23 protein-coding genes and 1 pseudogene are annotated in these 24,717 nt (G+C 50.5%); 15 read left to right on the top strand and 9 right to left on the bottom strand.

The features are described from left to right. Nucleotides 1-3: 3 nt before the first annotated feature. On the bottom strand, nucleotides 4-969 hold the full coding sequence (locus EL645_RS36375; protein WP_126557286.1) for a D-2-hydroxyacid dehydrogenase family protein: 966 nt from the start codon (nucleotides 967-969) through the stop codon (nucleotides 4-6). Between the two features lie 194 nt (nucleotides 970-1,163). Between EL645_RS36375 and EL645_RS36370 the strand changes: the two genes are divergently transcribed. From EL645_RS36370 to EL645_RS36335, 8 genes are all read left to right on the top strand, one after another. Further along, nucleotides 1,164-1,580: a hypothetical protein gene (locus tag EL645_RS36370; RefSeq protein ID WP_126557285.1), complete on the top strand. Its 417-nt coding sequence runs from the start codon at nucleotides 1,164-1,166 to the stop codon at nucleotides 1,578-1,580. Between the two features lie 178 nt (nucleotides 1,581-1,758). After that, nucleotides 1,759-2,742: a tetratricopeptide repeat protein gene (locus tag EL645_RS36365; protein ID WP_126557284.1), complete on the top strand. Its 984-nt coding sequence runs from the start codon at nucleotides 1,759-1,761 to the stop codon at nucleotides 2,740-2,742. Between the two features lie 166 nt (nucleotides 2,743-2,908). Beyond that, complete coding sequence (locus EL645_RS36360) at nucleotides 2,909-3,844, top strand: nucleoside hydrolase (protein WP_161977985.1); 936 nt, start codon at nucleotides 2,909-2,911, stop codon at nucleotides 3,842-3,844. A gap of 218 nt (nucleotides 3,845-4,062) precedes the next feature. Further along, nucleotides 4,063-5,505, top strand: coding sequence for a hypothetical protein (locus EL645_RS36355; RefSeq protein ID WP_126557282.1), 1,443 nt, complete (start codon nucleotides 4,063-4,065; stop codon nucleotides 5,503-5,505). A gap of 160 nt (nucleotides 5,506-5,665) precedes the next feature. Beyond that, entirely contained in the window at nucleotides 5,666-6,385 is a 720-nt protein-coding gene (locus tag EL645_RS36350; RefSeq protein WP_218032225.1) for a 3-keto-5-aminohexanoate cleavage protein, read from the top strand. A 783-nt stretch (nucleotides 6,386-7,168) separates the two neighbouring features. After that, nucleotides 7,169-7,423, top strand: a complete 255-nt coding sequence (locus EL645_RS36345) for a hypothetical protein (RefSeq protein WP_126557281.1) — start codon at nucleotides 7,169-7,171, stop codon at nucleotides 7,421-7,423. Continuing rightward, nucleotides 7,369-8,670, top strand: coding sequence for a serine hydrolase domain-containing protein (locus EL645_RS36340; protein WP_161977984.1), 1,302 nt, complete (start codon nucleotides 7,369-7,371; stop codon nucleotides 8,668-8,670). The genes EL645_RS36345 and EL645_RS36340 overlap by 55 nt, the downstream gene beginning before the upstream one ends. Beyond that, the gene (locus tag EL645_RS36335; protein ID WP_161977983.1) at nucleotides 8,618-9,562 is read left to right on the top strand and encodes a carbohydrate kinase family protein; all 945 of its coding nucleotides are present in this window, start codon (nucleotides 8,618-8,620) and stop codon (nucleotides 9,560-9,562) included. The genes EL645_RS36340 and EL645_RS36335 overlap by 53 nt, the downstream gene beginning before the upstream one ends. Nucleotides 9,563-9,643: 81 nt before the next feature. Here EL645_RS36335 and EL645_RS36330 read toward each other — a convergent pair whose 3' ends face one another. Further along, entirely contained in the window at nucleotides 9,644-10,678 is a 1,035-nt protein-coding gene (locus tag EL645_RS36330) for a Gfo/Idh/MocA family protein (protein ID WP_126557278.1), read from the bottom strand. A 365-nt stretch (nucleotides 10,679-11,043) separates the two neighbouring features. Here EL645_RS36330 and EL645_RS36325 point away from each other — a divergent pair, with 365 nt between their 5' ends. Beyond that, nucleotides 11,044-11,715 (top strand): hypothetical protein, encoded by a 672-nt coding sequence (locus EL645_RS36325; protein WP_126557277.1) that lies wholly within the window; start codon nucleotides 11,044-11,046, stop codon nucleotides 11,713-11,715. A gap of 199 nt (nucleotides 11,716-11,914) precedes the next feature. Here the strand turns inward: EL645_RS36325 and EL645_RS36315 are convergent, their stop codons facing one another. The 6 genes from EL645_RS36315 to EL645_RS36290 all read right to left on the bottom strand — a co-directional run bounded on the left by EL645_RS36315 (nucleotide 11,915) and on the right by EL645_RS36290 (nucleotide 17,604). Further along, entirely contained in the window at nucleotides 11,915-13,129 is a 1,215-nt protein-coding gene (locus EL645_RS36315) for a threonine synthase (RefSeq protein ID WP_126557275.1), read from the bottom strand. A gap of 91 nt (nucleotides 13,130-13,220) precedes the next feature. Continuing rightward, nucleotides 13,221-14,198, bottom strand: coding sequence for a cytochrome P450 (locus EL645_RS36310; protein WP_126557274.1), 978 nt, complete (start codon nucleotides 14,196-14,198; stop codon nucleotides 13,221-13,223). Nucleotides 14,199-14,539: 341 nt separating this feature from the next. Beyond that, nucleotides 14,540-15,838 (bottom strand): mannosyltransferase family protein, encoded by a 1,299-nt coding sequence (locus EL645_RS36305; RefSeq protein ID WP_126557273.1) that lies wholly within the window; start codon nucleotides 15,836-15,838, stop codon nucleotides 14,540-14,542. 97 nt (nucleotides 15,839-15,935) lie between these two features. After that, nucleotides 15,936-16,220, bottom strand: coding sequence for a GIY-YIG nuclease family protein (locus EL645_RS36300; protein WP_126557791.1), 285 nt, complete (start codon nucleotides 16,218-16,220; stop codon nucleotides 15,936-15,938). Between the two features lie 225 nt (nucleotides 16,221-16,445). Then, a complete protein-coding gene (locus tag EL645_RS36295; RefSeq protein WP_281276499.1) occupies nucleotides 16,446-16,697 on the bottom strand; it encodes a multicopper oxidase domain-containing protein in 252 nt (83 codons plus the stop codon). A gap of 91 nt (nucleotides 16,698-16,788) precedes the next feature. Next, nucleotides 16,789-17,604, bottom strand: a complete 816-nt coding sequence (locus tag EL645_RS36290; RefSeq protein ID WP_126557271.1) for a multicopper oxidase domain-containing protein — start codon at nucleotides 17,602-17,604, stop codon at nucleotides 16,789-16,791. 330 nt (nucleotides 17,605-17,934) lie between these two features. Between EL645_RS36290 and EL645_RS36285 the strand changes: the two genes are divergently transcribed. The 5 genes and pseudogenes from EL645_RS36285 (at nucleotide 17,935) to EL645_RS36265 (ending at nucleotide 23,014) form a co-directional block, all read left to right on the top strand. Continuing rightward, a complete protein-coding gene (locus EL645_RS36285) occupies nucleotides 17,935-18,987 on the top strand; it encodes a class I SAM-dependent methyltransferase (RefSeq protein ID WP_126557270.1) in 1,053 nt (350 codons plus the stop codon). A gap of 553 nt (nucleotides 18,988-19,540) precedes the next feature. Beyond that, complete coding sequence (locus EL645_RS36280) at nucleotides 19,541-19,927, top strand: hypothetical protein (protein WP_136625356.1); 387 nt, start codon at nucleotides 19,541-19,543, stop codon at nucleotides 19,925-19,927. Between the two features lie 191 nt (nucleotides 19,928-20,118). Then, complete coding sequence (locus tag EL645_RS36275) at nucleotides 20,119-20,964, top strand: MBL fold metallo-hydrolase (RefSeq protein ID WP_126557268.1); 846 nt, start codon at nucleotides 20,119-20,121, stop codon at nucleotides 20,962-20,964. A 262-nt stretch (nucleotides 20,965-21,226) separates the two neighbouring features. Further along, the gene (locus EL645_RS36270; protein WP_126557267.1) at nucleotides 21,227-22,225 is read left to right on the top strand and encodes a L,D-transpeptidase family protein; all 999 of its coding nucleotides are present in this window, start codon (nucleotides 21,227-21,229) and stop codon (nucleotides 22,223-22,225) included. 109 nt (nucleotides 22,226-22,334) lie between these two features. Next, a pseudogene (locus EL645_RS36265) lies at nucleotides 22,335-23,014 on the top strand (dienelactone hydrolase family protein). A gap of 56 nt (nucleotides 23,015-23,070) precedes the next feature. On the opposite strand, the gene EL645_RS36260 reads toward EL645_RS36265, so the two are convergent. Continuing rightward, nucleotides 23,071-23,559 (bottom strand): GNAT family N-acetyltransferase, encoded by a 489-nt coding sequence (locus EL645_RS36260; RefSeq protein ID WP_126557266.1) that lies wholly within the window; start codon nucleotides 23,557-23,559, stop codon nucleotides 23,071-23,073. 453 nt (nucleotides 23,560-24,012) lie between these two features. Here EL645_RS36260 and EL645_RS36255 point away from each other — a divergent pair, with 453 nt between their 5' ends. Further along, a complete protein-coding gene (locus tag EL645_RS36255; protein ID WP_161977982.1) occupies nucleotides 24,013-24,612 on the top strand; it encodes a nitroreductase family protein in 600 nt (199 codons plus the stop codon). Nucleotides 24,613-24,717 lie beyond the last annotated feature (105 nt).

Here is a 24,717-nt window from a genome sequence, read left to right as displayed (position 1 = left end):
GCTTCAGGAATGGGTAAGCACTTCAGGATTAAGAATGTTCTCGGGCCGGCCCGCTTCAAAGGCGATTACCTGGTCAAAGGCTGCGTCGAAGTAAAGCTCATAGCTATCTTTCTCAACGTAGCCCAGATGCGGCGTGCAGACAACATTATCCATCTGCAACAAAGGGTGGTCGGTTACCGGTTCGGACTCGTAGACATCGACGGCGGCCGAACCGGGACGGCCAGCGCGCAATGCCTGTTCCAGCGCTCCCGGCTCAATCAGGCCAGCCCGGCTGGTATTCACCAATAAGGCTGTAGGCTTCATTACTGCCAGATCGGAGGCTTTTACGATCCCGCGCGTCTCCGCAATCATCTTGATATGCAAGCTCAACACGTCCGCCTGACGAAACAAATCCTCCTGACTGGCAGCGCTCTCAAATCCATCCGTACGCGCGCGCTCCAGCGAACCCTGGCGTCCCCATACCAGCACGCGCATGCCAAAGGCACGACCATAGCTAGCTACCAGCCGACCGATATTGCCATAACCAAAGATACCCAGGGTCCGACCATGCAGACCCACGCCCAAAGTGGATTGCCAATGACCGGCTCGCAGGCGCGCAACTTCATACGGGATATGGCGCGTCGCGGCCAGAACCAGGCCCCAGGTCAGCTCAGCCGTTGAATAAGGTGACCCACCACTGGCAGCCACCGCCACGCCATGGCGCGTACAGGCAGCCAGATCGATATGGGCAATCCCCCGGCCCGTCTGGCTAATCAACTTGAGCTGTGGCAACCGATCCAACAATGCATCGGTAATCGCTGTACGCTCCCGAATCAATACCAGGGCCTCAGCCTCCTGGAAACGTGTAGCCAGCGTCTCAACATCCCTGACAGTATCTCGATAGATCGTCACCTGCTGATCAGCCAGCTTAGCAAAACAATCCAGGCTACGTGCAGCATCCTGATAATCATCCGAAATCACAATTCTCATAAATATCTCCTCTACATACATCGCCGCTTAATACCTTAATCATACCGCAAAAAGCGAGGAAACCGCAGCACGCGGGCCATAACAATGCGGCAGCGATCAGACCATCAGACACTTTTCAGCGCCCTCTTCCGTACTATCTCTATCACCCCTGCATTGGTGAATAACTTCTAATATAGAATATTGAGGAGGATAGTATGGCAGAGCAAGATAACAACCAGACATTTGAGACAGAATCTAAAACCCATATTCGAGGCCAACAAGATACTTACGGTTCGAAAAACTATACGAAGGACAGCGATGCGGATGAGCGGGAAACATTTAGTCCCGATCCCAATGTTGACGACACCCAGGACAAAAAACCCTTTGGTCTAAGCGAGAAGGATGAATATGGACTCCAGGATCAGTTTGGCGATGTAGACGATCAGGACCCCTATTCCAATTTAGAGGATGATCAGCCAGAGAAGGAAAACGCTGGAGAAGATCCTGATCCAGATGCTTTATATGGACTGGAAGCTCCATTGGCCGGACCCGGCGATGTCAGCCGTGCTGGTAGCACCAGGACACGCCAGAATACGCGTATCAATGCTGATGATCAAGGGTATAATCAGTAACCTATGCCGACATACTGCAAGGAGGCAGGTTCATAGACTTGCGATTCACTATAACTAGCTTGCATTATTGGTCACATTGCAATGACATAATCCAGCTTGATTATAGAATAACAGACAACGATATACACAAAAGAACCTGCACTCCTCGCCCTACAGTTGTACCGTGAGGAGTCTTTTTATGTCAAACCAAAAGCGATCCCGGGAAACTATTACTGAACAATATACGTGCTTGCTACAAAACCTGTGTGATATCGCCACCTCTTATTATTTTCTCGGCAAACTTAAACAGGCACAACAGCTACTCAACACAGGACTGCAAATGGCCGAAGAAGATGAGGTATGCCTGCAGGCCAGGGGGAATCTCCTATTCCATACCGGCATCTTGCAAGCCAGATGCATCGTCTACCTGGGAAACGATGCGACGATAGCCCTGACAACCCTCTCACAAGCACGGACGATAGCCGAAGTCATGGCAGACGAAAAGCTGCTAGCCAGCATCATCGATTGGACGGGCCAGGCTCTCTATTATCAAGCCCTTAATGCCAGTGTGGATAAGGCTGATTTTCAAGTAGCGCTGCAATATTTCCATGAGGCACTGGAACGGCGCCAGCAGATCGATGACGGCTGGGGCATCTGTGAATCCACATTTAATATCGGCCGGGTCTACCAAAATACAGGAGACCATGAGCAGGCGCAACCCTATTTCGTCAAAACGCTGGCACTTGCCGAAGAACATAATCATCAGATTTTGATGGCTGAAGTGCTGCTGCACCTGGGGATCTGCGCGCTGACGCAGGGAGATTTAGAGGCGGCCAGAAGCTCGCTGGCCCTGAGCATGACAATGCGGGAAGAGTTGAATGTACGGATTGATCTACCTTTCACCTATCTGGGTATGGGTGACCTGGCCCAGGAACTAGACGATATGGATCAAGCCGCCCTGTACTATCAGAAAGCCGCCCTGCTGGCGCAAGAGATGGAGCTACCGGTGCCCTATATCTTCTCACTACTCAGCATCGGCTACCTCCATCTTGCACAGAAAGATCCAACCAAAGCGCTGACAGGTTTCGAAGAGGCAAGGCATCTTGCCCAGCACCACAATGTCTCTTTCGCCCTGCTAGCCGCTGTAGAGGCGCGGGACGCAGCGCAAGCTAAAATTGGCTAACCTGACAGAAATTCCCATGGATATGCCCTGGTGTGCATCCAAAGTTGATATGTGTATGATCATTTAAACAGCGATACCTATCATGCACATAATCCCCTTGACAGCGTTGAGATAGTATATTAGCAACGTAGCCGATATATTATTGAGCACGCAATGGAGGACACACTTGCACCGTATTATTCTGGATACCGATCCTGGTATCGATGACGCACTCGCTCTCTTTTTGGCCCTGGCCTCGCCCGAAATACAACTGGAGGCCATCACGACGGTAACTGGAAACGTCGATGTTGAGCATACCACCCATAATGCGCTGGCCCTGTTAACCCTCACTGGTCGCACGGATATTCCAGTAGCACGCGGTAGTCGCGAGCCACTGGTGAGCAGGCGTCTGCACGCCACCCATGTGCATGGCGACCATGGCATGGGAAAGGCTCAGTTACCACCACCGAGCATACAGCCAGTGAAACAGCATGCCGTTGATCTAATGATCGAGAAAATCATGAACAACCCTGGTGAGATCACAATTGTCGCCATCGGGCCCCTCACCAATCTGGCGCTGGCCCTGCATCGTGAGCCGAGCATCGCACAGACGGTCCGTGAAGTCGTGATCATGGGAGGTGCCCTGCTTACGCCTGGCAACGTGACGCCCAGTGCCGAGTTTAATATTTATGCCGATCCACACGCCGCCCACGTAGTCTTCAAGGCCGGCTGGCCGATCCGCCTGGTTAGCCTGGACACCACCAATCGCACGCCATTGACCCAGGCCCGGGCCACAGCTCTCTCACAGGGTGAGAGCGCGGTCAAAACCTGTATCCGGCAGATGTTTGCCCATTATTTCGATGTATACGCACCACTCTATGGCGTTGCGGATTTCCACATGCATGATCCCCTCTGTCTCGCCAGCGTCTTCCAACCAGACCTGATCACCTGGCAGCCTGCCTATGTAGAAGTTGAACTACAAGGGGCACTGACAACAGGAGAAACGGTCGCCTATTTCAAGGGTCCTCAGGCTGCGACACCCAATGTACAGGCCTCGATCGCCGTAGACGCAGAGCGTTTCATTCAACTGTTTATTGAACGCGTAGGAACTACTTTTCCCTGACAACCAAAAGGGCCTTTCTGTTTACCTCCTTCTTATGTTATGCTGTAGGCGGCAAACAGAAACGCCGCTTGAATCCGCATGGTTGCGCCATCTTTTGCGCCCGCATCCCATTTGGCCCTTATTGTTGCATTTATCTCATTTCTAGCTTATATTAAAAGCATTGCCTGTAGAGACGGACCACGTTTTTTGTGCATTGAGATAGGAGAAAAAATACAACAATGACGCTACTCGATACTTCTGTATTCTCGCTGGAACCACCAGCTATAATTGGGGTTGGGTTCCATAATATTGGCAGCGGCATCCTGCGTGCCTCGCGCAGTGCAATGATTCGCACGGTTGAAGCGCACTATGGAGAGCGTTGCGGCCATATTCCTCTCAATGCCGAAAAGGTTCGTATCCATGTCACCTCCCACAACGAGGCCATCCATACCCAGGTCGCCTATCTGAGCGCGCTCTTTGGCAAAGATATACAGGCCACCACGAGCGCCGAGCTACGCCAGGAACAACAGGAACTACCAGCCGAGGCAACGTTGGTAGTACCCTATATCAACGTGCCAGAATCAGAACGCGTCATTCAGTCAGAGATGGGAGCAATCTCCTGGGGCCTGCCAAGCGCCATGGTCACGTTACTGAAAAACAAAGCCAATTTCTATCACCTGCTCGACGAATACGAGTTACCTGGTTTTCAGACTCCTGATTACCGCATCGCCAACATCGCAACCCTCCCACAGGAGGCACTCGACTTTCTGGCCTATATTGAAGAACTGGTTGCCCGTGCAGGCCTGACCAATTATCCATCAGGAATCATGTTGCGGGCCGCTGAATCAGATGGGAACTATGGCTGTTGCTTGCTCTATAACTACAAAAACTCTATTATCCTGGTTCCAAACGGGGATGCAGAGCTCACGCAAAGCTATACCAACTGGCCGGAGGCGCTGGGGGCCGCGCAATACACGCTGCTGGAGACAATGGATGTCGAAAAAGAGACACGTGTGGTGATGAGCCGCTACATTGACTTTAGCGATTCGCCGGGTATGTCTGTGGTCATTATGAATGGTCGGATCGAGACGCTACGCTGGAACGGACAGCTGCAAAAAGAGGGCAGTAAGGCATGCATCGGCACCGGCAACTACAAACCAAAAAACGCTGCCATCGCGCGTATGCAGCAGATATATGAGGATCAGACCATTGCCTGCTTTGAGCAGCTACTCAGGCAGACCGCACAGCGCTATGGCTATGATTTCAGCACCTTGCGTGGCGTCGCCAATATCGACATCATGCTCCCCAGTCCACTGGAAGAACAGTTACAGAAGAGCCGAGGACAACAATCGGCCCTCTACATCGCCGAAAGCAATCCCCGCTGGACCAACTATACCGATGCCATCCTGACCGTACTGGGAGCCAATCGCCAGCCACCTACCATCAACTCCATGCGCAACACCATCCAGAACCGCATCCAGGCCATCGATAAATATTACATTCCGAAACAGGTCGATCCCCATCAGCTACGCGAACGCATCGCCGACAAAGACGAACAACTCAAGGCCAGCGGCACCCGTATCATCTGCCGCATGGCTAAACATCCCATGGGCATCATCTTCGCCGGTGATATCGAATACGCCCAGCAAGAACTGGACGCAATTGTTCAAGGCATGCTATAGCATTATAGTGTGGGATTCCACTGATAAATCTTCTCACAATATACAATTGCTATGCCTTTCCAGACATAGCAATTGTTCTATCCTAGCACCACTAATTTGCTAGCTTAATTGTTTCCTTCAAATAGTTAGTGCACCTTGTGATAACGAAAGGGATGATAGTTTGTTGATTAAAGCTTGTCTCAATGGGAGCCGTGAGGCGGGGGCACATCCAACGCTTCCCCTGACGCCAGATGAACTGGCGCGGGACGCAAGAGCTGTGGTCGCGGCTGGAGCGGGGGCACTGCATATTCATCCGCGACGAGCTGATGGAAGCCAATCGCTGGCGGCCGCAGATATCGCGGCCGCACTTTCTGCCATTCGGACCTACTGTCCTGGTGTTCCAGTCGGAGTCAGCACTGGCATCTGGATTGAGCCGGTCGTCGCGCTCAGACTGCGCCAGGTTCAGGAATGGACAGTCCTGCCTGATTTTGCCTCGGTCAACTTCTCTGAACCAGGAGTGGCCGAGCTCTGTGAGGCACTGACAACGTCTGGCGTAAACATAGAGGCTGGCCTGGCAACAGTGGCGGATGTTGAGCTACTCCACAAACTGGGACTGGCCGACCACTGCCTGCGTATCCTGATCGAACCCCCAGAAAGCGAACCTGAAGCAGCACTGGCCAATGCAACAGCTATCATCAACGTCCTCAATGCAGCCCACATACAAAAGCCTCGGCTACTGCATGGTAGTGACGCGGCCACCTGGGCCGTGCTAGACCTCGCCATCTCCCTGGGCTACGACACGCGTATCGGTCTCGAAGATACCTTTACGTTACCCAACGGCCACCAAACACAAGGCAACGCCGAACTCGTCACCCTGGTCTATAACAAAGTTACATTATAAAACCCGAGTTATTTTTTCGTGAAAGAAATGATTTTCGCAGATATAAAACTTATTGCATGATCATTGGCACAATATATGCCCAACTAGAAAAAATACGATACCCTTATTTAATTGCTTTATATAAATTAAAAATAAACACCATATGTACGTGCGGGACAAACCCCAATGCCGTTTAGATACGAAGAATTTGAGCTCAAACATGGGATTGGAGCTCGCACCCCCTTTTCCTTTCCTGTACGAAAAAGCGACAAGAAAGACGATGTCATAGGTTCGGGCCTCAGCGCCCGATTGCCGCCCCGGTAGGGCGGCCCGGTATCCCAGCGCTGAGGCACACCGTGGTATTTGCCCTTCCTTCACGCGGTGCCCACACACGGACCATGCGTTTGGGCACCGCGTGGGTCGAGGTGTCGGTGACGAGAGACCGAGCGGCGAGGAGACCGGGCCGCCCTACCGGGGCGGCAATCGGGCGCTGAGGCCCGAACCTATGACATCGCTTTTCTTGTTGCCTGGATGCTCAAGGAAAGGGAGGGGGCTTGTCGTCCGATCGCAATCACCATGTTTGAGCTTTTCTTCTCTCAACGGTATTGGGGCAAGAACCGCACGTACAGATCGTGTTTTTGCTGTCATCTCAACCCAGCCAGTAGTATAGCTTTACAGTATGTCACCAACATAAATCGGCAAACGTGTTAGAGCATGATAATAAAGATACCGCTCTATTTGTTGTGTCTAAGAGTTTATGCCTCCGATAGCAGCACTCCGCATATAACTCAAAGGAAATGCTCTATGGAAACGCCGCACATGCACATACGCAAGCTACTGATCGTCCTCTGGCTCACCCTCATATTTGTGAGCTTCCCAATTGGCGCCAGCGTACAGGCAGCCTCGATATCGGACCGCCCACCGGTACCAGCATTTGCTGATAAACTTCGGCCCTTAATTAGCGCGAAACAAAAACAGATGCGTGTGCCCGGGCGATTATTTATGTGGATGTGCCAGGCAAAGGAACGTGGGAGACAGCTCTGGGTACCAATAATCTAAAAACAAACTCGCCAATAAGTGTGAAAGATCATATGCGTATCGGTAGTATCACCAAGACAATGGTAGGTACCGTCATTTTACAATTAGTACAGGAGAAAAAGATCCAACTCGATGATCCAATTCAACACTATCTGCCAAACATCAAGAATGGACAGGCAATCACGATTCGCCAACTGCTGCATATGACCAGCGGTCTATTTGACTATGTAGAGGACCGCTCATTCCGACAAACATTAGATCAAGATCCCAACAAGATCTGGTCACCTGGCGAATTAGTCTCTATCAGTATGCGCCATGCCCCCTATTCACCTCCTGGCCAGCAATATCACAATTCAAGTACCAACTTTATCATCCTGGGTCAACTAATCGAACGCATCACACATAAGCCAGTTGAAACGGTGCTACAACAAAGAATTTTTCAGCCGCTGGGCATGAACAATACATACCTGCCAACACAGCAACAACCCGGTATGCCCCAACCATACTCACAGGGCTACATGTATGGCAAAAATGTACAATCAGTCCGACCTCATCTAACCCCCGATGGGGCCATCAGGATTGATGATCTAGATCGCCAACCCAGGAATGTAACGCAACTTAACCATTCATTCTCATGGACCTCGGGAGGTGTAATTTCTAAGCTGGAGGATCTAAAAATCTGGGTCAAAGCCCTTGCTACAGGTTCTCTATTGACGCCAATCCTCCAAAAAGAACGCCTCAACTGGCTATCAATTAACGGCTCGGCGCGCTACGGGCTGGCCATCGCTAATTTTACAAGCTTGCTAGGCCATAACGGCTCAACGCCCGGCTATAGCAGCTTTGCCGCCTACCAGCCTAGCACAAAAATCTCAGTCATTGTTCTCACCAATCTTTATATTGCTCCCGATGGCACAAATCCAGCCAATGAGCTGGCAAAGGCTATCATCCAGGGAATTGGAGTCAGAACAACCAGAAATGATGCCGATTCACAAATCGACCACGCCATTTATCCCTGGCCGAAAAAAAGCCATAACCCCATAACGATCCTCAACAATAGTATCTTCGCGGCCAGCATTATTATGCTCATAAGCGTGCCTGGCATATTGTTCCACACAGCCACGCACAACGGTGTTATAGTAAAGAAAAAAATGTCTATTGGTAGCAAGGATGCTCTTGCTAGAAGGATTCAACTGTATGAGAAGATTCATCACGTGTATGGGCGAATGTCTGATCGATTTATTACCACTTCCCAGGAAAGGTCCGAATGATGAGTTCAGAGCCTATCCAGCTGGCTCACCTTTAAATATCGCGGTCGGAGTAGCACGCCTGGGTCAGCCCAGCGCCTTTGCCAGCAAGATCGGGAATGATTATTTTGGGCGCCGCTTGCGGGCCTATATCGAACAAAACAATATCGATACGCGCTATCTGACGACCGCCGAGGCACACAGCACGCTAGCATTTGTGGCCATGGAGGCAGGACAGGCCACCTTTGATTTTTATGGCGAAGGGACCGCCGATGCCCTGATGACGCCGGACGACGTGCCAGACACATTATTTACGGATACCGCGATCCTGCAGATCGGATCGGTCAGCTTGCTACGTGGCACCACCCCCGAAACGGTCCTCAAGACCTTTGAGCGCATGAAAGGACAGGCACTGCTTTCACTGGACCCCAATATACGACCCTCGCTGGTCAATGACGAAGCAGGCTACCGTGCCCTGCTGCAGAAACTAATTGGCCTTACGGACCTTCTCAAACTGAGTGATGCAGACCTGGCCTGGCTAACGCCCAACCTATCAATTGAAACCGCCCTCCAGCAGCTTGCCCGGCAGGTTCCGGCCCTGGTTGTGATCACGCGCGGAGCCGAAGGGGCCATCGCCATGCGCAAAGGTGGGATACCGCTTCAGCTACCAGGCTTTAAGGTCGATGTAACCGATACCATTGGTGCCGGCGATACCTTTTGCGCCGGCCTGCTGACCTACCTGGCCGACCAACAGATCCTCACCCACGAGGCCCTGGCTGGCATCAGTGACGAAGAACAACATAACATGCTGCGCTTCGCCGCCGCCGCCGCCGCCCTCAACTGTCTACGCGAGGGCGCGGACCCTCCAGCTCGTTCAGAGGTAGAGCAATTCCTGGCCCAGCATAGCGCTCAATAAGCAAATACAATAATTGGAGAGAACGAGAATAGTAGCTCGCTCTCTCCATCGAGACAAAAACAAGCGCGTGCTAAGCCACAACTACATCGTTTCCGGCCCGGCTTGAACTTGAACCACCTTCCCGCTGGTCGAAGACTCAACCGCAGCCAGCATAAAGGCCAGGGTATGGATATTATGCCGTGCGGCACAGGCCGGCTCTGTACCGGTCTGTAAAGCCTGGACAAAGGCCTGCAAACTGCCACCCCAATCCTCAAAGGCCAGAGCATCAACCTTGAGCGCCAATGGTTTCTTACCACGCGGCTGAATAATCACCTCATCAGCCTGATCATATCCACGACTGCGCCAGGAAATCACACCCTCAAGACACTCCAGACGCCAATCACCGCTCCAGGTAGTCTCAGGTGCCGTGCTGACCCAGCTGCCACGATAACTGACGACTGCGCCACCATCAAACTGAATGAGCGCACTACCAGCCGGAGGCTCCACAAAATTACTATACGGAGGATTCCAGGTTTGACAGGAAATAGATTGTGGCTCTTGATCCAGGATAAAACGCATCAGGTCAAAATGGTGAATCGCCATATCAACCAGCAGGGGCTGCCAGAGCTCATAATGGCGATTACTGCCCCGGGGAGCGGCATTGGCATAGCGCCTGAAATCAACCGCCACGGTACCCACCGGACCAAAATACGCGTCCTGAATCAGTTGTTTGACCTGATAGACGGCAGCAGAATAGCGATAGTTTTGATTGATCATTAACAATTTCCCCTGCTGCTCAGCCACCGCGATGGCCTCACGCGCCTCCTCCAGGGTAGGGGCAAATGGCTTCTCCAGCAACACATGCTTACCAGCGCGCAACGCGGTAAGCGCCAGCGGAATATGCGTTGGCAGCGTAGTCGCTATCTGTACCGCATCGCAACCTACCTGTTCCAGGGCCTGCTCCAGAGAACCAAAACAAAGCTCCTCCGGAAGGGCCAGGTCCTGGCGCGCCCGCAGTAACGACTCCGGGCTTGCATCAACATAAGCTACCAGTTGTGCCTCTTGCTGTTGTGGATAGATATTTTTGACCCAGTGACGTCCACATCCACCCAGGCCAACCAGAATAATACGTACCATAAAAGACCTCCATATCCTTCTACACTCATAATTCAAGAGGTGAAATAAAGGAGTAGTCGCAACCAACTACTCCTGCTCAATGCCTGCTGCATCATAAAAAGAAGTTTACCATAAAAAAATCACCAATCACTATGATAGAGAGCTTCACCATATCAGCAGATGTCCCGTTCAAACATGTGAAATATAGCTTCACTGGTCTTTGTACTTCCACAAGCATGCAGAAAGAAGTCATAAAATCCACAAAATATTACCTGATGCCCAAAAACCATGTATTATCAACGTTAGATAATTGCTGACAGAACAGCTTTTGCGTTATTGATCAAGCAAACGAGTAGATGCAATGACTCTACACAGAGGGGCATAACATGTTACGTCAAGTGAAATTGCGCATCGGAGCAATCTTATTACTGCTAGGAAGCCTGCTAGCACTAGCTGGTGAGGCACTAAATCTCGGAAATAACGATCCGACGCAGGGCGGCTGGTTTCTTCCAATGATCCTGGTGGCATTGGGGACCCTCATTTTTATCTATGGCTTCAATATGTATGCGCAGCTATCGGATGATATCAACCTGCTAGGGATGCTTGCTTCCGGGCTACTCTTTATTGGGGGATTGGTGTTTATAATTGGGGTCATCGCCGTAAATGCAATATTAGTGCCGATGCTCTTAGGTATGGCGCAAAGTATTACAACAGCCATCAATACCGCAGGGAACACCGCACAAAACGTGACCAACACGACCTCCAACGGACTAAACACCATCAAAAATGGCATTTCGGGATTATTTGGACAGAGTACCAGCGGCTCGGATATCCCCTCAGTTCAGGTTCCGCAGCTCAGCGGCATGGACATTGTCAACAAAGCCCTGGCTCAATTCCATCTCCCCCCTTTGCCACCATCACGCATTGGGGACACTTCTTCTTTACGGGTGGTCCGCTCACCTTTGGCTGTATACTATTCGGGCTGGCGCTGTTGCAAACCAGAACGTTCCCACGCCTCATCAGCTACATACTCATCATCTGCGCGGGCCTCAACCTGATCAGCCAGGCCTTCATCTTCCTGCCCTCGCTAAGCAATATCACAGGCATCTTACTCTTTATCTCATTAGCGCTACTGGCCATCGCTATCCTCTTGCCAGCACAAACGGCCAGCCTCTCACAAGCTGTACTTGGCCGTACAGAAAAGTATGGCCAGACCATCCGGTCAGCAAGAAGATAGATAGCTAGCAGAAAGATGTATCAAGCCACGGGCAGTTCATCCTGAGGCTGCAGCAAGGGGACTGAGACCTGAACGGTGTTGGGATATTTGATGCCGCTGCCCGTGTTGAGAAGGACGACACGCTCATCGGCCTTAATCCAGCCCTGCTCGCGTAATTTGTGTGCGGCAACCAGCGTAGCGGCCCCCTCAGGACAGACAAAGAGTCCCTCGTTGCTGGCCAGCTCAGCCTGGGCATGGAGTAGCTCATCATCGTCAACGGCCAAAGCATAGCCATTGGTGCTGCGTACAGCGTCCAGAACCAGGAAATCACCCAGGGCCTTTGGTACATTGATGCCAAAGGCAATCGTGCTGGAACCTTTCCAGAGTTCGGAAACGTCCTGCCCTTCCTGCCAGGCTTTGACGATCGGGGCGCAGCCCGTTGCCTGGACCGCAACCAGGCGTGGCAGCCGCTCACCGATCCAGCCCATTTCCTGCAATTCACGCAGCGCCTTGTAGATACCGATAATACCAACGCCACCACCAGTTGGATACAGGATAACATCCGGCACATTCCACTGGAATTGTTCGGCCAGTTCATAGCCCATTGTCTTTTTGCCTTCAATCCGATACGGCTCTTTGAGCGTGGAAGCATCATACCAGCCATGGGTCTTAACGGCACGCCCCACGATAGCTCCGGCATCACTGATCAGGCCATTCACCAGGAAAAGATGGGCACCGCTGATCGCGCATTCATTACGGGTAATCAATGGCGCACCCTCAGGCATCACCACATACGCATCGAGTCCAGCGCGGGCAGAATAGGTGGCCCAGGCTCCACCGGCATTGCCATTGGTTGGCATCGCCAGTACCTGCACCCCAAGTTCTTTGGCTCGCGACACCCCGACCGCCGCGCCACGTGCCTTAAATGAGCCAGTTGGGATCACCCCTTCATCCTTGACATATAGATGGTTCAGATCCAGTTTCTTGCCAAGGCGGTCCAGAGGCAGCAACGGGGTCATCCCTTCACCAAGGGTCACGACATGCTCAGGCGAACGTACCGGCAACAGCTCATGATAACGCCAGAGAGAGGGTTCACGCTGTTGCAGCATCTCTTTACTAAATTGCTCTCTGGCCGCAGCCAGGTCATAGCGTGCCAGTAATGGTGAACCACAGGTACAGAAATGGGCCTGTGTATCCGCATCATACTGTGTGTGACAACGAGGACATTCCAGATGGGATAGAAAGCTAAAAGACAATGTAATCACCTTTATCTAATCATGATGGATAAGGCTCTACATACTGTTTAAGATGAACAATATGTAGAGCCTATCTGCCGCCTGTCAACGATCAAACAATAATCGGCAGGCTTTGCACTCCAAAGACAATGTTATTGCGAATTTGTTTTAATGGTACATCCGTTGCACGCTGCCAGTCAGGCATCAGGCGCAACATGGTTTCAAGAACAACCTTAGCCTCCAGACGAGCCAGGGGCGCGCCCAGACAGAAATGAATGCCATGGCCAAAAGAAAGGTGACGATTGGGGTTACGCAGGATATCAAAGCGCAAAGGATCAGGAAACTGAGCCTCATCAAAATTGGCCGAGATAGTTGTAACGCGCACAACCTGCCCTTTGCGAATCAATTGATCACCCAGTTGTACATCGCTGGTGGCCATACGCCCACCAATGATCGAACGATCACCGCCAGTACCACGATTAGGAGGTAGACAACGCAGAACCTCCTCGATCGCGCCCGGCACCAGCGATGGGTCCTGGCGCAGTTGTTCCCAGGCCGCAGGATATTGGTCAAAGCAGAGGATAGCATTTCCAATCAACTGGGTGGTTGTAATATTGCCTGCCACCAACAAAGTGATAAAGAAAGCATAAAGCTCATCGTCACTCAGATGCCTACCATCCACTTCGGCAGCCAGGAGCAAGCTCAAAATATCTTGCCGTGGATGTCGACGCCGCTCATCGATGGTACGCGCCATAATTTCATACATACCGATCACTTGAGCCTGGGTCAACGCCATTTCCACATCTTCGGGTCCATCATCCTCACCAAGCGAAGCATCAGACAACATTGAGTCCGTCCACTGCTTGATCGCCTGCCAGTTATCGCGTGGGAAACCCAGCATATCGGCAATCACAAAAATTGGTAGCGGAATCGCCAGTTGCGTAACCACATCCAAACGTCCTTGCGCCAATGCAGGCTGCAACAACTCACTCGCGATCTCCTCGATGCGTGGTGCCAATTGAGCAATGGTGCGGGCCGAAAAAGCCTGAGTGACCAGGGAACGCAGTTGCCGATGGCGCGGCGGGTCCATGGCAATGATACTATTAGACGCCCCCCATCCTCATCAGGGGCTGGCGCCGAAGAAAACGTAGCGTAATCATTCTGCACACGCAGATGGTCAGCATAACGAAAGATGCGCCAGTTATCATTGAGCTCATCAAACCAGACGGGCTGAGTTGCACGCATAGTCGCGCCCCACTCACGCATCTGCTGGTGCCACACTAACGGAGGAAGCGTGAAATCCTTGACAAAAGACGGGAGTTGCATTGATCCAACCTTTCCTTCCATAGTAACAACCTGGTCATGCATGCTTCACACTCTACTATTGTACCCACGAATTCCCCGTAGTAGCAAAAAAATGCGCCCGCCTGCTTAGAGAACCCAGTGGCCCGTTAGATACTGGGTCAACAGGAAGAACAGCATACTGGCAGCAATCAAAGGATAATAGAGATTGAAGAGCTTATATTTACCAAGAGTCGCCAGTAGAATAAAAGCCGGAAATAGCTCCAACATATAGCGCGCCTGAGATTGTAGCGGGAACAGGCCTGTGCCACCAACCGGAAAGAGCTGTAAAAAGATATACACAGCACCCGCATACAGACAATAGGACCAGTGTGTGCGCGGCAAACGCCAGGGTCCAACCATGCTCAAAATAATCATCGTCAAGATAAACAACGAAGGCACCAGATCCAGCAAGTTGCGTTGCGACTGGAAGCTTAAAATACCATCGCTGATGATAATCGCCTTGATCGAGCCAATCAAGCCATGCCAGGGTCCATGCAGATGATGAGCCCACGTAGCCTGGGCATGTGAAAACGCCAGCAGGTCGCCAAAGCGATAGTAACAGTAGAGCGCAAACACGCCAATACCGGCCGGGACCAGGATCATACTCACTACATCCACACGAATCGATCCAAAGGAAAATTTACGCTGGCGCAGATACTCATAACAGAAAGGAAGCACGAGGAAAAGGCCTGTAGAGCGCGTCAGGCTGGCAAAGAAGCCAAACAGACCGGCCAGCCACCAGTTGCCGTGTCGTAGCTGATAAAAACACAGCAGGGAAAAACAAATAAAGAGCGACTCATTATAAGGTGCCACCAGAAAAAAAGAGGTAGGGAAGAGCCAGAGATAAAGCATCGCGCGCCGCGCCCGCTCCTCATCGAAGTCCTCGCAGACCAGCTGGTAAAATACCACAAAGAGTACAAAACAGGCCAGATTCGATACCACCAGTTCACCACGTAGAGCAGAAGAATGGGTCAGCACCATCAAGGCCTTCACACAAAGAGGATAGAAGGGAAAAAAAGCCGTACGCCATGGCCAATCATAACCACTGGTCGCGATAGTACGAAAGTGGGTCGCGTCCCAGCGAAACCAGGATTGCCAGGCCATATACAAGGGAACCCCTTTACGGGTAAAATCTGGCTGCGTAAACAGGACAGCAAAGCAACTGGTCAGTCCAAAAACAATATGCAGAGCAATATACATCGGCAACGTCTGCAGAGACGCATGCCACCATTTCCGCCACCAGGCCTCCAGAATCACTATCTCGCTCCTCGGCGTCTCAGGTACAACTGTAGGCGGTAACGTATTGGTTTGCGGCGCATCCGCCGCCATATCAATAGAAATTTTGCTATCCGACGATTCCATGCAGAAGGCTTCTCCTATTCCCATCCATTGTCTCTTTAATTGGCATATATAGAAACACCAAATCTACTATAGAGGTATTAGCAGATAAAGCAAAGGGAAAAGGAAGAAATTCCTAGCAGGGTCACTCGATCTCTGGCTGCGGACTGATCAACAGAGTAATAAGGGTGGGATTCTCAATCAGGCGCAACTTTTGGACGCGCGGCCAGCGTTTCAAGGCATATTCAATACGCAGCGCCTCACTTTTAGACGCGAACTCCCAGTTAGCCACCAGGACAACAGGCAAACGGGCACGTGTATAGCGCGCTCCCTTGCCCGCATTGTGCATAGCCAGGCGACGCGCAATATTAGTGGTATAGCCGGTATAAAGAGTGCCATCACCACAACGCACAATATATACATAATACAACGAAGAATTCACAGACAATTACTATTTCTCATTATTCCATAGCATCGATACGGCAAGAAGCGACTTTATTCTACCATGTCTCCTACCTGATATATAGACAGCAATAAACAAAAACAAGGAAGAGACCCACCCTTATTGGGTGAACCTCTTCCTTGTCGCCAGAAAGGAGAGAAGCAAGCTGTATTGTCTTAACGTTACTCAGCTCTCCACTATGGAGTATGTATCTTACTTGGCATACTCGATCAGTGTGATCAAGCCACCCATTTCCTCTCCTGTCTGTCCCGGATTCATCAGGTGGGCCAGGATGTGGCAATGGAAGGGATAGACACTACCCGGAGGAGCCCAGGCATTGAATACCAGGTCATAGGTTTCACCGGGAGCCACCTGAACGGTATCTTTAGTGATTGGCTGCGGTAGCATATGCCCATCTTCAGCCACAATCTGGAACGAGCCACCATGCATATGCATTGGATGGATGCTGTTCGAGTCGGCCCAATCAAGCGTATATGCACATTCTGACCATGTTTAACAGCAATCGGCTGCGTATCCGGGAAAGCCTTACCATTGATCACATAATAGCCGCCCATGGCCCGATAAACTGATCGTATTCAACATCGGATTTGATAAGCTGCGGGCTACCAGGACGTGGATTGACGATAAACGCGCCGTAGAAACCATTGGTCTCCTGCTCCATATCATCATAATGGCTATGATACCAGTGAGTACCGACATCCTGATTGTTGACCATGAAATCAAAGTTAAAGGTCTGTCCAGGCTCAATCGGCTTCTGCCCAAGACCTGGCACGCCATCCTGAGCGGTTGGGACCTCAAGGCCATGCCAGTGTACGGCTGTCGCGGTAGGAAAATGATTGATGAACGTAACACGTACATGGTCGCCAGCATTAACGGTAATCTTTGGTCCGGGAACCATACCATTAATACTCCAGGCCAGCACACGATGCCCGGCGGTCACCTCCCACATCACCTGTTCGGCGGTCAAAGTAAAATGTTTGGCGCCATCACTATCAATTTTATAAGCAGCTGGCTGGTCACCATATTTTACCGTTGCTAGCGGTACATTGGAGGTATCGGATGAACTAGAGCTGGAATCGGACATATTCATTGCACCGGAACTGTTGGAAGTGCTGGTGCTACTGGAACTGGAGGAATCGTTACGATTCAAGGTCATCATGGCGCCAATCCCATAGCTCAACAACGCAACCATCACCATTACACAACCAAAAAAGATCCATTCAGGGCCCTGGCGGCGCCTGCGCGTCGGGGGCCGTGGAACGGCAGAGTTTGTAGTTATCGTAGAACGTTGTGCACCCAAAGAAATTGGTGTGTTTTCATCTGCAGATGATTTATCTGGGACATTTAGCATATCTTCTCTCCTGTACTGTAATTATGAATTTTCAAGCAGTGAAGATAACTTTTGCGATTTAACTCGTTACCTGCTCTCTACAAAACAGATAATAATGCAGGCGAATCACAAAGGGGTCACAGCAAAGGAGAAAAGCATCACAACCAAAGTGATATGGACATAAATCCAGTTATGCTAGTTTTTTTGTAGATTTTCTTCAGCTTCAGAAATATGAAACGTTCCACTTGACAATGGATAGACAGTCGAGCATACTTCAATCAAGCAGATCTGGTATTGCTACCATATATTTGAGGGTCCAGGCAGCGAAGCCGCTTTTGAAAGGGATTTACGATGGACGTTTATCAACATACACATACATCTCAACCAACCCATCCATACACCGATCAAGATATCGGGACGACCCGTCTACTGCCAACATATCGTATGGATCTCAGGCCTACCCACAGCAAAGATGTCTTTTATGAGGCCAATCCGGTTTCTGATTGGAGTAAGCTCTCCTGGGAAAAAATCGGGCGTCCATATCGGGTTGAACGCTGGTCGAAAGAAAAGCTACGCTGGGAAAAAGAGCATGATCAGCAACTTCCTCCACAGACCTCCTGGGAAATGTTTAACCGCTCTTTTCAGAGTCTCTTTGATGAAGATGCCCTGAGCAAACGTAAAGAGGCCCTGGGCTCATTAGGGAAAAGTCTGAGCACCCTCCAATTGCATGAAGCCTTCGAAGCCGTGGATGATATTATTCATACCAGTATCTGGAATAAGATTCACCGCGTCGAAGACGCCATCTGGGACCCCCGTGGTAAACGTGCCCTTTTTGAGGGGTTGGACGTAGAAAAGCCAGAGGTTCTCTTCCTGGGGGCCGCCGATGGCTACGAAGCAATGCAATTGATGGCCATGTACCCTGGTGGGCATGCAGTGCTGGTAGATTATGATGATTATTGCCGCACCAACCGCTTCGGCGAATTCCCCGAGGCCTATCCCTTTCTCGGTGAAAATCCAGCCACCGGTGCCCCTAAAGTCTGGTATCGAGACGAGATGAATATCGATTTTGAAGTATCCGACATTCGAGATCTTAAATATGGCAAGGAATTTGATATCGTAGTCAGCATTGGTCTGATCGAGCACTTTCCTGATGAATATAAGCCCTTAGCCCTGGATATGCATAGACGCTTCCTCAAACCAGGAGGATACGCCATCATGACCACCCCACGCGCACAACTGCAATCCAAAATCTTCTATACGCTATTTGCGGACATCATGAACTTCGCTTATCGAGAATTAATGGACGTCAAACACCTCGGCTTATATGCCTACGAGAACGGTTTTGATATCCTGAGACATGGCCGCATCAAAGCTCATAACGGCGTCATCGCCCGTCTACGCTAACACCAACCACCAGGCTTCAGCAGCCCCACCCCAACCTGCAAGCAGACCTGCTTGCAGGTTTTTTACATTCAAATCCCTTGTTCTCTATCCCCTTCCCTGATCCCCTCACATTTTCCTCGTTTTCTTCCATCAAAATATGAGTCATCCCTAACTTTTGAAAAAGTTTCCAAAACTGGGGGTGCAGGGGCCTCCCGCATTGGGAGCACGAAACCCGTTTTTCGGATTTTTCAAAAATCCGGTATGACTCATATTCGGGCGCGGATGGGCCCGCCCGCAAACCCACGCGAAATAACCGAACATAACAAAAAACAACTAAATAAAGATATAAAGGCCATCAAAATAACTTTTACACATAAAAATCAACACCTCTATGTATTGCCCCATCAGTATAATGAAAGAAGGTATTACTCTTACTTGTTGGCAGAATAGATGAATAAGAGAATACAGACTGAAAGGAATGCTTCATGGAGAAAACGCTGAATAAGCTAAAATCCTCGCATATCCACAAGCCCTGATCGTGGGGCTAGTTATTCTATGTGTAGGAACATTGTCCTTGTATTGCTTCGCATCCACCACAAGCGTCTCAGCGGCACGCCGAGCAACAACATGTGGAGAGGTCGATGTACGCATAAACGGTACAGTACCCTCCAACACGGACGCCGACCAGAATGAAAATTGCTTCTGGGCAGCCTATCAATCAGGTGAGCATGCGTTTCTCACCTATCGACAAACAGGCATAGACGCTGGCACGATACACAAACTCGAGTCTGTCGGTCACGCACCATACCATTGGGTTATTGATGAGGTCTCTCCCTATACTATCGTTGGTCCAAACAGCCACAGGGCTGTCTACCACGTATATAGATCCATGAGCCAGGATGCGACGGGCTTACATCTGCAGGGCAGCCTGGATACTCCAGATCTTCTGATCCCTGCCTAGGCTGTATTCCAAATAGCCTGAACGACTCATCTATAGTATAGATGGGCCGTTCTTTTTTTATATTGAGCTACCTCTAAAAGGATGATATGATAAAAAGATCAATCTCAAGGGTTCATTCATACTTCTGTTACCTTCATCGATACTACAATGTGAGATATACACCTATTTTTGCTTAGAGGATTATCAAAATCATGCACACTAAAAATGCGATCGACACGGCCACGCAGATTAGCACCTCCACCCGGTTGCCCGAGGGCGCAGTCGCTCTGTGGTGGTTGGGGCAGGCAAGTTTCGCGCTGCGCAGCGCATCAACCACCGTCCTGATAGATCCATTCCTGACCAACATAGAGGGTCGCGTGGTATCACCGCCGTTCACAGCCGAAGAATGTCCGCCCGTGGACCTGGTTCTCTACACCCACGAGCATATTGACCACCTGGATGTGCCCACACTGCAGATTCTGGCCAGGCATCCATCCAGACCACGTTTTATCGCCCCAAGTCCAATCGTAGACCAGGTCCTCAAAGCGGGTGTAGATCCTGAACAATTGCAGGGAGTTCAACCCGAAGAGGATCTCACGATTGGCACAACGCGGATTATCCCTCTGCCCGCCTTGCATGGACTGAGCTTTCCGCCAGTAGCTTATAGCTTTGGGCAAGAGATCAGCAATGGGCAATATCGCTATCTAGGCTATGTGATCGAACTAGCAGGGGTGCGCATCTATCATCCAGGTGATACGCTGGTGTTTGATGGCCTGGTTGAAAAACTTCAGCCGCTCGCCATTGACCTGGCGCTGCTCCCCATTAATGGCCGTAGCTACTCCCGTGAGCGACAAAACCTGGTTGGCAACATGGATGAACGTGAGGCAGCTGACCTGGCCGCGTCCGCAGGTATCCAGACGGTCATCCCAACCCACTATGAGATGTTTGCCGGCAACGTAGGTCGGCCAGGCTTCTTTGTGGACTATATCCGCGCCCACCATCCACAATTGACCTGTTATCTTCCATCACATGGTCGTCGCCTGATATACATGAAATAGGCTACCAAACAATAATTATAAAAGATGAGATGACTATTTCCACTTTTTAGCAGCCAAAAAGAATAAGCAGGTAATCCATACCCATAACTGAGCGACTATTCAAGTTTATCGTGTGGAGAATTGAGAGGTGCCAGGCCTGTTTTCAGGTCTACCGCACCTCTCTTTTTTGTGCATCCGACGCTCAGCCGGGGTTTGTGCTGTGTTGTAGTGTTTAAACTATTGTGTTTTGAGAGACGATATATATAGCAAAAGGGGGTAATCAATGCAAAAGCAACTAAAAACACTAATGCTATGGGGAGTCCTGCTTATTTTTGCGCTCTCAATAGTTGGAATGGTGGCGGCACGTCAATACTACACAACACACCTGGTAGAACCAGCCATGCAACTCCCGGCACATGTTAATACGGCCAGATCATCTTCATCTTTACGCTCAAACAACAACTTACAGGCTCAGCAGAATCAACGGACGGCCCGACACGGAGAGTTGGCTACCAAAAACATCTACCCATATATACTGGCCAATCGCTTGAGCATACTGGGCAAAGATGAACGAGCATTTATCGTAAACTGGAATAGCACGCCAATCACCGCTTACGCCACTGATTGGGCCAATGTCCGCAGCAGCCCATACAGCGATGGAAGCCTGCTTGGCAGCGCAGCACCAGGCACCACCCTGACCATTTATGGCAGTATCATTGGTGAAAATCCAGGCACTACTTCAACCTGGTATCGCGTATCAGACCAGCAGAGCACACCCCAATATGTATATAGTGGAGTCGTCAGCACGAGCGCGCTTACACAATCAAATTGGAACCCGGCGAACACAGCCAGCGTCCCAGCTACAGGAAAAGCCATCATCATTAACATTACCAACCAGTGGCTCTACGCCTACCAGGATGGTCAACAAATCACCAGCAGCGCCATTACAACGGGACGCCCAGGACTGGACACGCCCATCGGAACCTTTCAGATCTTCAATAAAGAAAGCCCAACCACATTTTATTCAATCTGGCCGTCAGGCTCTCCCTACTACTTTGCGCCCACCCGCATTCAATTCGCGCTAGAATTTCTAAGCGCCGGCTACTTTATTCACGACGCCTTCTGGCGTAACGACTATGGCCCTGGCTCCAATATACCGCACTATATTCCCGGCTATGGAACAGAATCGGGCTCACACGGCTGCGTCAACGTCCCATACGGCACCATGTCCTGGCTCTACAACTGGGCCGACATCGGCACCACCGTCGAGATCACCTACTAAAACTGACAAGGACCGGAGCACCATTACCCCATACGAACATACAGCATGATGTGATATCGTATGCATATACGCTGAAACCTTAGTTCCGTGCGTTTAGAGGAGGTTCCCGGTGCCAGCAGAAGAAATAGTCGATCTCTCAGTAGGAACAGAAAAAATCTCAGGCTATCTGGCTTATCCCGAAGGAGAAGGCCCATTCCCTGGCGTAGTCGTCATTCACGAAATATTTGGGCTCAACGACAACATCAAAGACATCGCACGTCGCTTCGCTGACGAGGGCTACGCAGCATTTGCCATTGATCTATTTGCGGGACGCAATCGGACGATATGCATGTTCCGCTTTATGGGCCAGATCATGGCCAATCCCTTAAATAATGGTAGTATTCGCAATCTCAAGCAGGCACTCACCTATCTAGGCCAGCAACCGAAAGTAGATGCAGAACATCTAGGAGCCATCGGCTTTTGTATGGGGGGCAGTTTCGCCATAGCCTGGGCATGTAGCGACACCCGGCTCAAAGCCATCGCACCATTCTACGGCATGAACCCCCGACCTTTGGAAGCAGTCGCGCGCAGCTGCCCCGTCGTTGGCTCTTATCCAGGTGAAGATTTCACCGCAAAACCCGCCAGAAACTGGATGCCGCGCTGAAACAACATAACATCGAGCACGACATCAAAATTTATCCCAACACCAAACACTCATTCTTCAACGACCAGGGCAAAAATTATGATGCCGCCGCCTCCCAAGATGCCTGGCAGCGTGTCCTGGCCTACTTCCAGGAACACATCCGATAAATTTTGCTACCTCTCATTGACAAGCAGAACAGGAGCAGAGCTGAAGTGTAGCAGCTTCAGCTCTGCTCCTGTTCTGCTTCAGCTTGATCAGCATCAGCCTGCGCCCTATTAAAGTGATAGACAAATTCCAGGAAGCCATGTTCATCGGGAATGGTACTTTGTAGTGTAAAACCAGCCGCCTGCAGGCAACGCATGCTCTGCAGATTATCCAGCTCAACCCCTGCATGTACACAGGAAACAGCCCGCACTTCTGGCAGCGTCAAGAAGGCCCGCATGATACGCTTACCATAACCCTGTCCACGCAAGCGTCGATTGACAGCAATTGAAAAACTGGCCTGCCGATTATTCTTTTCAAATTGAATGACCCCAACTGGCCCCACTTCGGCATAGATCATCCAGGTATGGACATGGGGAGAAGTAGAAATATAATCGAACCAATCACTATCTGGATAATTAATACGTCGCGCCAGTTCAGGATCATGAAACCAATCGCGATAACGCGAACATTCCTCAGCATCCAGGGTCACAAAAACAAGGTCGAACATAGTATTCTCCTGTGTTAGCTAACGCCACGTGTCGGTTTTAAAGCTTTTTGCTCCCAGGCAAGAAATCCACATTCCCTTTACATCATATGTAACCGACCCAAATCGTATGCGTAACACTCTTGCGCTGACGCGCCCGAGCTTTTTTTTAATACTTCTTGAGCTCCTTCGGCGCCCGATTTTTTTCTTGTGTGGTGCAAAAAGTGCGCCAGGCGCACTTTTTGCACCACACAAGAAAAAAATCGGGCGCGTCAGCGCACGCACGCACAGGAGCGAGATGCTTCCCATGCTGATGGCCGTAAGACACATTCCAAGATTTTATATTTACTATAGATAACGCAAGCTACTAAGATGGGCGAGTTGACATTCCTTTATAAATACACATAATAGTAGATAGAGCTCTAAAAAATGATCTCCACCGTATTGATGAATGAAAATCAGAAAGATATCGCTAGCATGGAATTCTCAGAAGTTGTACACAAACGACGCATGGTACGCCATTTTAAGACCGAAGCCATTCCAGCTGAAGTAATTACACGCATCTTTGAGCTGGCCCAGCATGCTCCTAGCGCAGGCTTCACCCAGGGGCAATCTTTTGTAGTGGTAACGCGGCCCGAACTCAAAAAAGAGATCGCCCGTTTCTGCACAGAAGAGGATTATGCAGACACATTCCAGCATCCCTTTATTTCAGAAGCCCCCGTACTGGCGATCCCCTGCACGCGCGAGTCCGCCTATCATCAACGTTACCAGGAAGCAGACAAAGTAGATGATGATGGACAGGAAATTGAATGGCCAGTCCCTTTCTGGTTTATGGATATCGGCTGTTCTGTCATGATCCTGTTGCAAGCTGTGGTCAACGAGGGACTGGCAGCCGCCTTTGTAGGTATTCCAGGCAAAGAAAATAATGCAGGGCTCAAGCAACTACTCAACATTCCTGAGGATTGTACACCGGTTGGAGTTATCCCCATCGGGTATGCCGCGCCTGATGTGCCTTCACCTTCCCTCAAACGTGGACGCAAAGCACAGGCGGATTTTCTGCATCTCGAAGGCTGGTAAGGTCCGCTGAAAACTGGCTATGCGCTTATTATCCAGCGCCGAAATTCCCTATCATAGATGCTAAAAAGCAGCCATCAGCAACATAGCTCACAACTAAACGGCTGC

The sequence above is a fragment of the Dictyobacter kobayashii genome (genome assembly GCF_003967555.1).
Lineage (GTDB): Bacteria > Chloroflexota > Ktedonobacteria > Ktedonobacterales > Ktedonobacteraceae > Dictyobacter > Dictyobacter kobayashii.
The sequence above is the reverse complement of the archived record's forward strand: the minus strand, read 5'-3'. Positions and strand labels throughout refer to the sequence as shown.

Excerpts from the sequence above, each read along its gene's own strand:
- EL645_RS36375 (WP_126557286.1), bottom strand. The coding sequence starts at position 969 with ATGAGAATTGTGATTTCGGATGATTATCAGGATGCTGCACGTAGCCTG.
- EL645_RS36370 (WP_126557285.1), top strand. The coding sequence starts at position 1,164 with ATGGCAGAGCAAGATAACAACCAGACATTTGAGACAGAATCTAAAACC.
- EL645_RS36365 (WP_126557284.1), top strand. The coding sequence starts at position 1,759 with ATGTCAAACCAAAAGCGATCCCGGGAAACTATTACTGAACAATATACG.
- EL645_RS36355 (WP_126557282.1), top strand. The coding sequence starts at position 4,063 with ATGACGCTACTCGATACTTCTGTATTCTCGCTGGAACCACCAGCTATA.
- EL645_RS36345 (WP_126557281.1), top strand. The coding sequence starts at position 7,169 with ATGGAAACGCCGCACATGCACATACGCAAGCTACTGATCGTCCTCTGG.
- EL645_RS36335 (WP_161977983.1), top strand. The coding sequence starts at position 8,618 with ATGGGCGAATGTCTGATCGATTTATTACCACTTCCCAGGAAAGGTCCG.
- EL645_RS36330 (WP_126557278.1), bottom strand. The coding sequence starts at position 10,678 with ATGGTACGTATTATTCTGGTTGGCCTGGGTGGATGTGGACGTCACTGG.
- EL645_RS36325 (WP_126557277.1), top strand. The coding sequence starts at position 11,044 with ATGTTACGTCAAGTGAAATTGCGCATCGGAGCAATCTTATTACTGCTA.
- EL645_RS36310 (WP_126557274.1), bottom strand. The coding sequence starts at position 14,198 with ATGGACCCGCCGCGCCATCGGCAACTGCGTTCCCTGGTCACTCAGGCT.
- EL645_RS36305 (WP_126557273.1), bottom strand. The coding sequence starts at position 15,838 with ATGGGAATAGGAGAAGCCTTCTGCATGGAATCGTCGGATAGCAAAATT.
- EL645_RS36290 (WP_126557271.1), bottom strand. The coding sequence starts at position 17,604 with ATGCTAAATGTCCCAGATAAATCATCTGCAGATGAAAACACACCAATT.
- EL645_RS36285 (WP_126557270.1), top strand. The coding sequence starts at position 17,935 with ATGGACGTTTATCAACATACACATACATCTCAACCAACCCATCCATAC.
- EL645_RS36275 (WP_126557268.1), top strand. The coding sequence starts at position 20,119 with ATGCACACTAAAAATGCGATCGACACGGCCACGCAGATTAGCACCTCC.
- EL645_RS36270 (WP_126557267.1), top strand. The coding sequence starts at position 21,227 with ATGCAAAAGCAACTAAAAACACTAATGCTATGGGGAGTCCTGCTTATT.
- EL645_RS36260 (WP_126557266.1), bottom strand. The coding sequence starts at position 23,559 with ATGTTCGACCTTGTTTTTGTGACCCTGGATGCTGAGGAATGTTCGCGT.
- EL645_RS36255 (WP_161977982.1), top strand. The coding sequence starts at position 24,013 with ATGGAATTCTCAGAAGTTGTACACAAACGACGCATGGTACGCCATTTT.